14 protein-coding genes are annotated in these 12,582 nt (G+C 44.1%); 6 read left to right on the top strand and 8 right to left on the bottom strand.

Annotation, left to right across the window (positions count from 1 at the left end):
- Window positions 1-53: 53 nt before the first annotated feature.
- Together B7P33_RS13735 and ettA are read left to right on the top strand one after the other, a co-directional pair.
- Window positions 54-236, top strand: a complete 183-nt coding sequence (locus tag B7P33_RS13735) for a CAL67264 family membrane protein (protein WP_097442590.1) — start codon at window positions 54-56, stop codon at window positions 234-236.
- A gap of 25 nt (window positions 237-261) precedes the next feature.
- A complete protein-coding gene (gene ettA, locus B7P33_RS13730) occupies window positions 262-1,953 on the top strand; it encodes an energy-dependent translational throttle protein EttA (protein WP_097442589.1) in 1,692 nt (563 codons plus the stop codon).
- Window positions 1,954-2,062: 109 nt separating this feature from the next.
- On the opposite strand, the gene B7P33_RS13725 is transcribed toward ettA, so the two are convergent.
- Together B7P33_RS13725 and B7P33_RS13720 are read right to left on the bottom strand one after the other, a co-directional pair.
- Window positions 2,063-2,482, bottom strand: a complete 420-nt coding sequence (locus tag B7P33_RS13725) for a type II toxin-antitoxin system VapC family toxin (RefSeq protein ID WP_097442588.1) — start codon at window positions 2,480-2,482, stop codon at window positions 2,063-2,065.
- Window positions 2,483-2,731 carry a DUF6364 family protein gene (locus B7P33_RS13720; RefSeq protein WP_097442587.1) on the bottom strand — a complete coding sequence of 83 codons (249 nt, stop codon included), beginning with the start codon at window positions 2,729-2,731 and terminating at the stop codon, window positions 2,483-2,485. It lies immediately after the preceding gene.
- Between the two features lie 304 nt (window positions 2,732-3,035).
- On the opposite strand from B7P33_RS13720, the gene B7P33_RS13715 reads away from it, so the two are divergent.
- On the top strand, window positions 3,036-3,923 hold the full coding sequence (locus tag B7P33_RS13715) for a hypothetical protein (RefSeq protein WP_097442991.1): 888 nt from the start codon (window positions 3,036-3,038) through the stop codon (window positions 3,921-3,923).
- A 158-nt stretch (window positions 3,924-4,081) separates the two neighbouring features.
- Here the strand turns inward: B7P33_RS13715 and fumC are convergent, their stop codons facing one another.
- Window positions 4,082-5,479 (bottom strand): class II fumarate hydratase, encoded by a 1,398-nt coding sequence (fumC, locus tag B7P33_RS13710; protein ID WP_097442586.1) that lies wholly within the window; start codon window positions 5,477-5,479, stop codon window positions 4,082-4,084.
- Window positions 5,480-5,713: 234 nt separating this feature from the next.
- Between fumC and B7P33_RS13705 the strand changes: the two genes are divergently transcribed.
- Window positions 5,714-5,899, top strand: coding sequence for a hypothetical protein (locus B7P33_RS13705; protein ID WP_097442585.1), 186 nt, complete (start codon window positions 5,714-5,716; stop codon window positions 5,897-5,899).
- Between the two features lie 105 nt (window positions 5,900-6,004).
- Here the strand turns inward: B7P33_RS13705 and B7P33_RS13700 are convergent, their stop codons facing one another.
- The 3 genes from B7P33_RS13700 to prfB all read right to left on the bottom strand — a co-directional run bounded on the left by B7P33_RS13700 (window position 6,005) and on the right by prfB (window position 7,978).
- Window positions 6,005-6,496 (bottom strand): hypothetical protein, encoded by a 492-nt coding sequence (locus B7P33_RS13700; protein WP_097442584.1) that lies wholly within the window; start codon window positions 6,494-6,496, stop codon window positions 6,005-6,007.
- 32 nt (window positions 6,497-6,528) lie between these two features.
- Window positions 6,529-6,870, bottom strand: a complete 342-nt coding sequence (gene arsC / locus B7P33_RS13695; RefSeq protein ID WP_097442583.1) for an arsenate reductase (glutaredoxin) — start codon at window positions 6,868-6,870, stop codon at window positions 6,529-6,531.
- 3 nt (window positions 6,871-6,873) lie between these two features.
- Window positions 6,874-7,978 (bottom strand): peptide chain release factor 2 gene (prfB, locus tag B7P33_RS13690; protein ID WP_141402489.1). Its coding sequence is split into 2 segments (ribosomal slippage): window positions 6,874-7,914 and window positions 7,916-7,978, totalling 1,104 coding nucleotides; the frame shifts between segments, so codons are not numbered across the junction.
- Window positions 7,979-8,173: 195 nt separating this feature from the next.
- On the opposite strand from prfB, the gene B7P33_RS13685 reads away from it, so the two are divergent.
- Window positions 8,174-10,516 carry a zinc-dependent metalloprotease gene (locus B7P33_RS13685; RefSeq protein WP_394341534.1) on the top strand — a complete coding sequence of 781 codons (2,343 nt, stop codon included), beginning with the start codon at window positions 8,174-8,176 and terminating at the stop codon, window positions 10,514-10,516.
- Between the two features lie 15 nt (window positions 10,517-10,531).
- Entirely contained in the window at window positions 10,532-11,554 is a 1,023-nt protein-coding gene (locus B7P33_RS13680; RefSeq protein ID WP_097442581.1) for a threonine aldolase family protein, read from the top strand.
- A 6-nt stretch (window positions 11,555-11,560) separates the two neighbouring features.
- Here the strand turns inward: B7P33_RS13680 and B7P33_RS13675 are convergent, their stop codons facing one another.
- Together B7P33_RS13675 and B7P33_RS13670 are read right to left on the bottom strand one after the other, a co-directional pair.
- Entirely contained in the window at window positions 11,561-11,854 is a 294-nt protein-coding gene (locus B7P33_RS13675; RefSeq protein ID WP_097442580.1) for a YegP family protein, read from the bottom strand.
- Between the two features lie 51 nt (window positions 11,855-11,905).
- Window positions 11,906-12,469 carry a GNAT family N-acetyltransferase gene (locus tag B7P33_RS13670; RefSeq protein WP_097442579.1) on the bottom strand — a complete coding sequence of 188 codons (564 nt, stop codon included), beginning with the start codon at window positions 12,467-12,469 and terminating at the stop codon, window positions 11,906-11,908.
- Window positions 12,470-12,582 lie beyond the last annotated feature (113 nt).

Here is a 12,582-nt window from a genome sequence, read left to right as displayed (position 1 = left end):
TAAAATTCTAGCCATTTTAACGATATTTGGCTGTTGAACTAACAGTACGTTTTATGTTGATGAATAAAAATACGGTCTTGGGTTATGCTACGGTAATTATGATTATCGTTGGACTCGGACTGATCGCTTTAGGGATTTTTAGGTACGATGAAGTAGCCGGATGGGGATTCGGGGCCGTAGGGGTTGGCTTTTTTGCCATCGCCTGGGTGTTCAATGCCCTAAAAGGAAGAGTATAACCAACATTTATAGATAATACGTTTTATGTCAGACGATAAGAAGGTCATTTTCTCCATGTCGGGGGTGACCAAAACCTTTAAAAGTGCCAATACACCGGTACTTAAAAATATTTACCTCAGCTTTTTCTATGGCGCCAAAATCGGTATTCTTGGGCTTAATGGTTCCGGTAAATCGACTTTGTTAAAGATTATTGCCGGGGTAGACAAGAACTTTCAGGGCGATGTGGTCTTTTCTCCCGGTTATCGGGTGGGCTACTTAGAACAGGAACCCCAACTGGACGATGAAAAAACGGTTTTGGAGGTCGTTAAGGAAGGGGTAGCCGAAACCGTGGCCATTTTAGACGAATACAACAAGATCAACGATATGTTCGGTTTGCCCGAGGTCTATGAAAATGCCGATAAGATGCAAGAGCTCATGGACAAGCAAGCCAAATTGCAAGACCAGATTGATGCTTCCAATGCCTGGGAGCTCGATACCAAGCTTGAAATCGCCATGGATGCCCTGCGTACCCCGGAACCCGATAAGAAAATCGGGGTGTTGTCCGGTGGGGAAAGACGCCGCGTAGCCCTGTGTCGTTTGTTGTTGCAAGAACCCGAAATACTTTTACTCGATGAGCCCACCAACCACCTCGATGCCGAATCGGTACATTGGTTAGAGCATCATTTGGCACAGTATAAAGGCACGGTAATCGCCGTGACCCACGACCGTTACTTCTTGGATAACGTAGCTGGTTGGATCTTGGAATTGGATCGGGGCGAAGGTATTCCGTGGAAAGGGAACTATTCGAGTTGGTTAGATCAGAAATCCAAGCGTTTGGCCCAAGAGACCAAAGCGGCCTCCAAAAGGCAGAAGACCTTAGAGCGCGAGCTAGAATGGGTGCGACAAGGGGTGAAAGGGCGCCAGACCAAGCAAAAGGCCCGTCTAAAGAATTACGACCGTTTAATGAGCCAAGATCAAAAACAGCTCGATGAGAAGTTGGAGATCTATATTCCGAACGGTCCCCGATTGGGTACCAATGTTATAGAGGCCCAAGGGGTAAGCAAGGGGTATGGCGATAAGTTGCTGTATGAAGATTTGAATTTTACCTTGCCCCAGGCCGGAATCGTGGGCATTATTGGGCCTAACGGTGCCGGTAAGACCACCATTTTTAGAATGATCATGGGTGAGGAGCAACCCGATAAGGGAAGCTTTACCATTGGCGATACCGCTAAAATCGCCTATGTTGACCAAAGCCATTCGAATATTGACCCGGAGAAAACCATCTGGCAGAACTTTTCCGATGAACAAGAATTGATTATGATGGGAGGTAGGCAAGTGAACTCACGGGCCTATTTGAGCCGTTTTAATTTTTCGGGAAGTGAACAGAATAAAAAAGTAACTATGCTATCGGGGGGTGAGCGTAACCGCTTGCACTTGGCCATGACCCTAAAAGAAGAAGGCAACGTACTCTTGCTCGATGAGCCTACCAACGACTTGGATGTTAACACGCTACGTGCCTTGGAAGAAGGTTTGGAGAACTTTGCCGGTTGTGCCGTGGTCATTTCCCACGATCGTTGGTTCTTAGATCGTATCTGTACCCATATTTTGGCCTTCGAAGGTGACTCACAGGTGTATTTCTTCGAAGGATCTTTCTCTGATTATGAGGAAAACAAAAAGAAACGACTAGGTGGTGATTTGCTTCCAAAACGTATCCAATACAAAAAGCTGATTCGATAAAAAGTTTTATAAAATGTAAGTCCTTCTTTATTGGAGGGCTTTTTTGATTCTAAACTTCCTGATTTTTAGTTTTTTGAGTTTTGGGAAAATGTCCTAAAACAAGACATCCTTATTTTTGTAACCCTTTGATATAGGTATCAGGGCTGAAAATGGCCAATTTGCTCTTTTTATAATCCTTGATGTTTCGGGTTAGAATAATATTTACATTGGGATGCGTCTCACCACTGTAGTTTTGTAAAGCATCTTCGAAATCCTTGAATTCAGATTGAAGGGCCAATGATATTATGGATTTATTCATATCCAAAATTTCGAATAAATCCAGAAGTTGGTTCAATTTGATTACTACATACTCATGTGTCGCCGTTTTTCTCAATATATAATAGGTATTGGCAATTATTACTGGCGTGGTGTATCCTTTTGCCTTGCCTTCTTGGCAATATTGAAGTGTTTTGGCCGTAAAATCGGAATGAGGTTTTCTATCAAAAAAGAAATCAAGGATTACATCGGTATCGAATAATATATGATCCATTTATAAATACTTTTTCTCGGTCCGCTCCCTAAGGGCTGCTTTATAGTCTAAATTAGGTTCTGCGGTAAAAGCACCTTGTAATGCACTAATATTTGAGGGCAAAGTATCTTCATGACTAGATACAGGTGTTGTTAGGCTCCTGAGATAACTTTCAATGAGATCTGACAAGCTCCTATTGTTACTTTTAGCATACATCTTTGCCTTTTCGATAATTTCTTGTTCTATACTTAAGGTAAGTTTTGTATTCATGGCTCTTATTATTACACGTAATCAATTTACAAAAATAATACGTAATCTCTGTTGTTTATGCCAAGGTTACATAATTGAACACTGATTTTTTCCTTTTCGATGAAATGCAATCCGAGTAAAAACAAGGCTGTAAATCAAAATGTTAAAAGCGGTGTTTTTTGTTTTTATGCCCATGTTTAGGGTGTTTTGAAGGGGTGGAATGAATTTTTTTTGGGGTACGAACATCCGATAGCCGCATATGCCCGTATATAAAACTGTTAAATCAAGTAAGCCTAAAAAAAGGACACTTAATAATCCTAACATTATGACTGAAGTAAAAAATAACAACGGACTTAAGGTAATCGCCGGTCTTTTGGGTGTGGTTTTGGTAGGAACCATCATTTACACCGTTAGTCTTTATAAAGACAAACAAAAAACCACGGCCATCCTTAAAGAAGAAAAAGCTTTGGTGGTTGAAGATCTTAACTCCCTCAAATCTGAATACGATAAGGCCATCATGGAGAGCAATGCTACCAATGAAGAATTGGTAATTGCCCGTGATAAAATTGCCAAATACATCGATTCGGTAGGGACTATGAAAGCCGATATCGCCTCACTATCCCGTTACCGCAGACAGGTTAGTGTACTAAAGAAAGAACGTCAGGTTTTGATGAAAAAAGTCGATTCCTTGACCAACTCCAACCGTTTGTTGGCCATGCAACGTGACTCTACCTATATGGAATTGGAGAAACAGACCGTTTTCAACGATTCTTTAGTAGTACAGAACACCCAATTGGCCGATGCCGTAGAGCGTGGTTCTGCCTTAAACCTAGCTAAATTTTCGGTAGATGCCGTAAAAGAGCGTAGCAGCGGAAAGCAAGTATCTACCTCTAGGGCCAAACGTACCGACAAATTCAAGATTTGTTTTACCGTGGCCGATAACGCCATTGCCCAAGCCGGAGACCGCGAGTTCTTTATTGAAGTATTGGATCCCCAAGGCAATGTATTGGGCGACAGCTTTAGTAAAGAAAATGAAGAAGGTGCCTCGGTAACCTATAGTAAGGGCACCCAATTCTACTACGAAAACAAGACCTTGGATGTCTGCGACTTTATCAACAAGCCTGCCGGTGATTTCCAAAAAGGAAACTATATGGTAAACATCTATGACGAGCGCTTAAAGTTGATGGGTACCTCTAAATTCGTACTAAAGTAACCAAGCTATTGTAAGCATACGCAAACACTATCACTATACGTAAAAAGGGGCGACCGAAAGGTGGCCCTTTTTTCATTTTCATGATGATTGCACGCCAAGTTTATGACTAAGAAAGCCCCCTGTTCAGGAGGCTTTCAATTTTGTTGGGAAGCTAAAGTTTACTTTAAACTACCGACCATATCTTCGGGTTTTACCCATTCGTCATACTCTTCGGCCGTAACATAGCCTAGGTTAATGGCTTCTTCCTTTAGTGTGGTGCCATTTTGGTGGGCCGTATTAGCAATCTCGGCGGCTTTGTAGTACCCGATTTTGGTATTCAAGGCAGTAACCAACATCAGGGAGTTGTTTAGCAAGGTCTCGATAACCTTGTGGTTGGGTTCGATACCTACGGCGCAGTTCACATCGAAACTGACACAGGCATCGCCGATCAATTGCGCCGATTGTAAAATATTGGCGGCCATCATGGGCTTGAATACGTTAAGTTCGTAATGCCCTTGGGTACCACCAACGGTTACGGCTACATCGTTACCCATAACCTGGGCGCATACCATGGTCATGGCCTCGCATTGGGTAGGGTTCACTTTGCCGGGCATAATGGAACTTCCGGGTTCGTTGGCCGGAATTATAATCTCGCCAATACCGGAACGGGGACCAGAGGCCATCATGCGTATATCGTTGGCAATCTTGTTCAAGGAAACGGCCAATTGCTTTAAGGCTCCATGACTTTCTACAATAGCATCGTGGGCGGCCAAGGCCTCAAATTTATTATCAGCGGTAATAAAAGGTAGTCCGCTAAACTCGGCAATATATTTCGCTACCAATACATCGTATCCGGCCGGGGTGTTCAATCCGGTGCCTACGGCCGTACCGCCCAAGGCCAACTCGGCCAAATGGGGCAGGGTATTTTTTAAGGCCTTGATACCATGGTCCAACTGGGATACATAGCCCGAAAATTCTTGCCCTAGGGTTAGGGGAGTGGCATCCATGAGGTGGGTACGCCCTATTTTAACTACTTGGGCAAAGGCTTTGGCTTTTTTATCTAAAGTGTCGCGCAATTGTATGACCCCAGGTAGGGTAGTCTCTACGATTTTTTTATAGGCAGCGATATGCATTCCGGTAGGGAAGGTATCGTTAGACGATTGCGATTTATTTACATCGTCGTTTGGTTGCAGGGTTTTGTCGCCTTCACCAATTACCTTTCCGGCCATCTCGTGGGCACGGTTGGCTACTACTTCGTTAACATTCATATTACTTTGGGTACCTGAACCGGTCTGCCAAATAACCAAAGGGAATTGATCATCGTGTTTACCAGCTAAGATTTCGTCACAAACGGCTCCGATCAGATCGCGCTTGTCTTCCGCAAGTACGCCCAACTCACAGTTGGCATAGGCTGCCGCCTTTTTTAAATAGGCGAAACCGTATACGACGTCCAAGGGCATAGATGCGGCAGGACCAATTTTAAAATTGTTGCGGGAACGTTCGGTTTGGGCTCCCCAATACTTGTCGGCTGGTACCTGGACCTCGCCCATGGTATCCTTCTCAATTCTAAAGCTCATGTATTCTGTTTTTACTCGATATGCCTACCTACGGGCAGGTATAGCGAGATTAATTTTACCGAGGTAGGCCCCGGTGATCGTTTTTGGTTATCGGTGTATACGTTACGGGTAATACCTTAAACATATACACCTTACAAAGGTACGCCATAGGGCTTTTATTTCCATTTTTTTTGCATTTCATTTGGCGTAAACCTAGAAAGCGATTTATCTTTGCGTTATAAATAAATGCCGACTATGTTCGATTTTCAACAATACTTAGGTTTTCTAGCTTTTTTAACCATTTTGACCATTGGATTTTGGTTACTGATTTTCCTATTGACTTTCGTAATCCCTTATTGGTTGGGCGGGACTTTGATGGAATATCTTAAAGAGCGCAAAGAAGCCCGTAAGGCAGCACCGAAAGAAGAAATTCCTCACTAAAGAGGTTAGCATATAACAAAAAAGTCGTCTAGGGTTCTAGACGACTTTTTTTGTTGGGTCAAGTTAGCTTCGAAAGCTAACCGGTATTATTTACCCGAAGCAGGCTTAGGATTTATCCTTTTTATTCTTCTTTTTCTTTTTGCCCTTTTTCTTCTCCTTCTGGAATTTTTTCTCTCCCTTTTCAAGCAGCTCGGTCAGGGCTAGATATTTTTCTTCGGGCAAACTGTTTTTTAGTTCTTCGTCTTGATCTTTGGCTACTTTTTCGAAAGCTTCCTTCTTTTTCTCGGGAGTGAGTTCTTCCATTAGTTGTATATGCATCCGTTTCTGGATGTTCTTTTCCATTACACTGGATACAATGGCTTCCTCAAAGGCACTAAGCTCTATATGCTCCTTGATTTTGGGCATAATTGACTCGGTAATTTCGGCGGCCGTTGGAGGTTCTTCTTCCTTAGGTTGGGTTTGGGCCTGCGGAATAGAGCTGCGTTGCCTTCCATAGCGACTACCGTACGGATTACCATATCCATATTGAGCGCACATTTCGGAAATTCCTAAAAAGAGGATGAATACCGTTGCCAATACTAATCTTTTCGAATACATTTTCAAGGATTTAGGTTTTAAAGATACTAATCTTAGAGTACATCGTTAATGGCTTCCGGTGGTCTACCTACAACAGCTTTATCACCATTGACCACTATAGGACGTTCTATGAGTTTCGGATGTGTACATAGGGCATCGACCAATGCACTATGGTCTAGATCTTTTCCTTTGAACTGTTCTTTCCAGATAGCTTCTCCCTTTCGGATCAAGGCTTCCGGTGCCATATTCAATTTAGTCAATAGACCTTCCATTTCTGTAGTGGACGGCGGATTGTCCAAATACTTAATGACTTCAAACGTTTGTCCGCTGGCCTCAACGATAGCTAGGCCTTGTCTAGATTTGCTGCAACGTGGATTGTGATAAATCTGTATCATGAATTACGATTGTTCGGTTTCTTTTTGCCCCATCATCATAAGGTACGACTTTAAAAAAGCATCAATATCCCCATTCATAACGGCGTCTACATTTCCGGTTTCGGTGGCCGTTCGCACATCTTTTACCAATTTATACGGATGCATGACATAGTTACGGATCTGTGAGCCCCATTCTATTTTCATTTTGGTGTCTTCAATAGCCTGGCGGGCCTCCATTTTTTTTCGGAGTTCGATCTCGTACAATTGCGATTTTAGCATTTTCATGGCCGTGGCCCGGTTATCGTGCTGCGAACGCGAATCGGAACAACTAATCTGTATTCCCGTAGGCTTATGGAACAGCTGAACCTTGGTCTCTACCTTGTTTACATTCTGTCCGCCCGCACCACTAGATCGGGCCGTGGTAATTTCTATATCGGCCGGGTTCACCTCGATTTCGATACTATCGTCTACCAGCGGATATACGTATACAGACACAAAGGAAGTATGGCGCTTGGCGTTACTGTCAAAAGGCGAGATGCGTACCAAGCGGTGCACCCCGTTTTCCCCTTTAAGCCATCCGAAGGCAAATTCCCCTGCGATTTCAAGGGTAACCGTTTTAATACCGGCCACATCGCCCTCCTGAAAGTTCAGTTCCTTAACTTTATAGCCCTGTTTTTCGGCCCACATAAGGTACATACGCATCAGCATGGCCGCCCAATCGCAACTTTCGGTACCTCCGGCACCCGCGGTAATCTGTAATACGGCGGTGAGTTCGTCGCCCTCTTCTGAGAGCATGTTTTTGAATTCGAGATTCTCTAGTGCCAAAACTGTTTTTTCGTAATGGGCATCGAGTTCGGCCTCGGTATATTCCCCTTCTTTATGGAACTCGATGAACAATTCTACATCGCTTACCATATCGGCGGCTTCATTGTAGTCGCTTACCCATTTTTTCTTGCCCTGTAACACTTGCATCTGTTTCTGGGCTTTTTGGGCATCGTTCCAAAAGTCTGGGGCGAGGGTTTTCTCCTCTTCGTTCTCTATTTCAATAAGTTTGGCATCAATGTCAAAGATACCTCCTTAACGCACCAAGGCGCTCAATAAGATCTTTCTGCTGATCTGATGTTATCATGTATCGTTCTCTTTGTGGCAAATTTAGGATTTATGCATGGCTACGAAAACAAATTTCCATATTTTTAAAACCCCTGTTTTAGGTGTGCCCATGTCCATTGGTTATATGAATGATAAATGGTGCGAGGGCCAACAAATGGGATTTACTTTTAAGATTATGAGAACATTGGTAGGTAGTTGCCTGTTTATTCTGGGCATGGCAACGGGTATTTACGCCCAAAACGAACAAAAATTCAACGGTTTTTTCGATTTCAGCTATTCGCAAGATACCGGTAAGCTAATGCTTGAGGTGTCTGAACTGGATAAGGAGTTCCTGTATGTGTACTCCTTAAGTTCGGGGGTAGGTAGTAATGATCTTAATTTGGATCGTGGCCAGTTGGGTAATGAGCAGGTAGTGTATTTTAAACGTGCGGGTAATAAACTGTTGTTGGTACAACCCAATCAAAAATACAGGGCGATTACCGATAATGTGCTCGAGCGGAAAAGTGTGGAGCAGGCTTTTGCCAAATCGGTTTTATTTGGTTTTCCGATTGTATCGGAGAAAAATGGGGTTTATACCATAGATATGACACCATTTTTGATGCAGGATGCCCATGGGGTGAGTGCACGCCTGAAAAGTGCAAAGCAGGGCGATTATAAATTGGACAAAAGCCGCAGTGCCGTTGATTTGGAGCGTACTAAAGCATTTCCAAATAATGTAGAGTTCAATGCTATACTCACCTTTACCGGCGCCGCCAAGGGGAAGTATATTAAATCTGTAGCCCCCAATGCCAAAGCGGTAACCGTAGAACAACACCATTCTTTTATAGAACTGCCCGATGCCGATTTTGTGAAGCGTGAATTCGACCCCCGTAGTGGCTCGTATCCGTTTACCTATATGGATTATGCCACACCGGTACAAGAGCAGATCGTAAAACGCTATATTACCCGGCATCGTTTGGCCAAAAAAGATCCGACCGCAGCGGTGAGTGAGGCTGTAGAGCCCATAGTATACTATTTGGACAATGGTACTCCGGAACCCGTACGCTCGGCCCTGTTGGAAGGGGGACGCTGGTGGAACCAGGCTTTTGAGGCCATAGGCTATAAAGATGCCTTTCAGTTTAAGATTTTACCTGACGACGCCGACCCTATGGATGTACGCTATAATGTGGTACAGTGGGTGCACCGCTCTACCCGTGGGTGGAGTTATGGTAGTAGTGTAACCGATCCCCGTACAGGCGAGATCATTAAAGGGCATGTTAGTTTGGGAAGTTTGCGAATCCGTCAAGATTTTCTAATCGCCCAAGCCTTAATGGACAAACCTTTTGCCGAAAGGGACGATAATTACCAACCCATGCTGGAACTGGCCTTGGCGCGTATACGCCAGTTGTCGGCCCATGAAATTGGACATACCTTGGGCTTTGCCCATAATTTTGCCGCTAGTACCAATAATAGGGCCTCGGTAATGGATTATCCGCATCCGGTATTTGGGTTGGATAACGGTACCATCGATTTTTCGAATGCCTATGCTACCGATATTGGTGATTGGGACAAGGTTACCGTGGCGTATTCCTATAGCGATTTTGCTTCCGGGGATGAAAAATCCCAACTCAATAAAATTTTGGACGATGCCTATAATAAAGGGCTACGCTATATTTCCGATAGTGATGCACGACCCAAGGGCGGAGCCCATGTTTTGGCGCATTTATGGGATAACGGTAAAAGTGCCGCCGAGGAATTAGACCATGTATTGGCCATTCGGAAAACGGCCATGCAGCATTTTTCAAAAGATAACATCCGTACTAATGAGGCCTACAGTGCGCTGGAAGATGTTTTTGCTCCCTTGTTCTTTTTCCATAGATATCAAACCGAGGCCGTTGCCAAGGTTATTGGCGGACTGGATTATAACTATGCCGTTAAAAACGGGGCCGGATTTACCCAAGAATTGGTGGATGTAAAGACCCAAAAACAAGCTTTAACAGCCCTTTTACGCACCTTGGATGCCAGTGAATTGGCCATTCCGAAAGAAAAACTGGCCCTCTTTCCACCCCGTGCCATGGGGTATGCCCGTTCCCGGGAATCGATTAAAGGGAAGACCGGAGTGGCCTTCGATGCCTTGGCCGCACCGGAGACCGCTGCCGATATGAGTTTAGGGCTGTTATTACACCCAGAAAGGACCTCTCGATTGATACAACAACAAGCCTTGGATGCCAAGCAATTAGGTTTGGAGGCGGTATTGGATGCTTTGATCGATGCCAGTTTGGATAAAACCCATAAAGACGGGTATTATGCCCAAATACAGCAGACGTTGAATTATAAAGTGTTAGAGCACCTGATGCGTTTGGCGGCCGATACCAAGGCCCATCCGCAGGTAAATGCCATAACTTTTGCCAAGTTGAAGGAAATCCGAACCGATTTATTGCAGCAAGGACAAGATGTGAATGGGGCCGAAATGGTACGGCGTATAGATGCCTTTATGAAAAAACCGGAAAGTTTTAAAGCTTTACCAGCACCGCAAATCCCTGATGGCAGTCCCATTGGGATGGATTGTTTTCACTAATCGTGCTTGATACCTATGGAAATCAATTTAATAAGTGATACGGTAACCAAACCTTCGGCTGCAATGTTGGAAGCCATGTTAAAGGCCGAGGTAGGTGATGATGTATTTAAGGAAGATCCCACGGTAAATGCCCTAGAGGAAGAAATGGCCGCGTTTTTCGGCATGGAGGCCGCACTCTTTTTCCCATCGGGAACCATGGCCAATCAAACGGCTATAAAGTTACATACCCAACCTGGAGATCAATTAATCTGTGATAAGTATGCCCATGTTTTTAATTATGAGGGCGGTGGGGTAAGTTTTAACAGTGGGGTTTCGTGCCGACTTATTGATGGGCATAGGGGTATGATGACGGCCGAACAGGTAGAAGCGGCGATCAATCCGCCTGATTTTTACCATAGTCCATTGACCACTTTGGTCTGTATCGAAAATACTACCAACAAAGGCGGTGGCGCCTGTTGGGATGTGGCGGAATTAAAAAAAATAAAACAAGTATGTGATGCGCACGGCTTGGCCTATCATTTAGACGGTGCCCGTTTATGGAATGCCCTAGCCGCGACCGGTGAAGACCCTAAAACCTTTGGGGCTTTGTTCGATACCATAAGTGTTTGCTTTAGTAAGGGTATGGGTTGCCCCGTAGGCTCGGTTTTGGTGGGTGCCAAAGCACATATGGAAAAGGCCATTCGCATTCGTAAAATATTCGGCGGGGGAATGCGCCAAGCCGGCTATTTGGCTGCAGCGGCCCGATACGCCCTAAAAAATAACCTGGGTCGATTGGAGCAAGATCATATAAAAGCCAAAGAACTGGGCGAATGTTTATCCAAGAATCCCGTGATTCGAAAAGTAGAGCCCATTGAAACCAACATCGTTATTTTCGAATTGGATACGACCCAAATCTCGGAAGCCGATTTTATGGCTCAATTAAACAAAGCAGGTATAAAATTCATCGGAATGGGTCAAGGTAAATTACGTATGGTCACCCATATGGATTATACCGATGTTATGCATGAAAGGGTGTTGGAGGTTTTAAAGGCTGTTTAGATAAAATCAAACCCTAAACACAACCCCTAACTGTTTTATCGCATTCTCCATCCCGGCCTTGGAATGGTAGCCTATGCTTTGGCCTACCAATACTCGGGTAGAATTGATCAATCGGAAACGGAACAATCCTTCAGTGTCTGTAAAACGCTCAAAACGATGGGGTTGCCCTTTTTCGATGCCCTGGGCAAATTGTTGGCTTTCTTCCAGACTATCAAAAGAACGACTTTGGAAGAGGGGAGAACCGCTTTTTTCAGCAATAGCGAATGAATAAGGAGGCTGGTTATGTAAACTGATCTTCATAAAGGCATCTTTCTCCCTGAAAATAACAATCCTTTGCGGCTTATCAAAACATTAGTCCAATTCTTTGATTACCGTTACCCATTCTTCCGCTTGCGACGGCTCAGTGTTACCCAAGGTTTGAAAGCCGTATTTTTTATGGGCACGGATAGAACGTGCGTTGGTACGGTGGATCTCTGTAATCAAATATTTGAAATGCCCGGCCAAGCGCTCATCCAGATTTTTGTACAGTCCTGTAAAAATGCCTTGGCCCCTAAAGGCTTTGGCAATACATACCTGTCCCATAATAACATAGGGTGTTTTGGCTAAAGGGTTGTTTTGGTAACAACCGGCATTTATTTTTTCGAAAAGGGGCTCCAAAAGGGGGATGGCCTTAGAAAAACTGGGGGACATGACCAGGGCGTAACCCACTAAGGTGTTTTGGTGAAAAGCTATGGTATGGCCATGGCCTTGGTTCATGGCAGTAAGTAATTCCAGACTATGCTGTATGCTTACAAAACCCTCGCGACTAGCTTCCTCTGCCGATAGGTTTTGGGCCAAATTAGCCTGTTGTAAATCTAGTATCAAGGGTAGATCTGCATCCGTTGCCTTTCGATACTCGATTATTTCGCCTGACATACTTTCTTGTTGTTGGTAATTAATGCATTAAATTTCTAGTATCTAGTATCTAGTATCTAGTATCTAGTATCTAGTATCTAGTATCTAGTATCTAGTATCTAGTATCTAGTATC

The organism is Sediminicola luteus (assembly GCF_002514735.1).
Classification (GTDB): domain Bacteria; phylum Bacteroidota; class Bacteroidia; order Flavobacteriales; family Flavobacteriaceae; genus HQA918.
The sequence above is the reverse complement of the archived record's forward strand: the minus strand, read 5'-3'. Positions and strand labels throughout refer to the sequence as shown.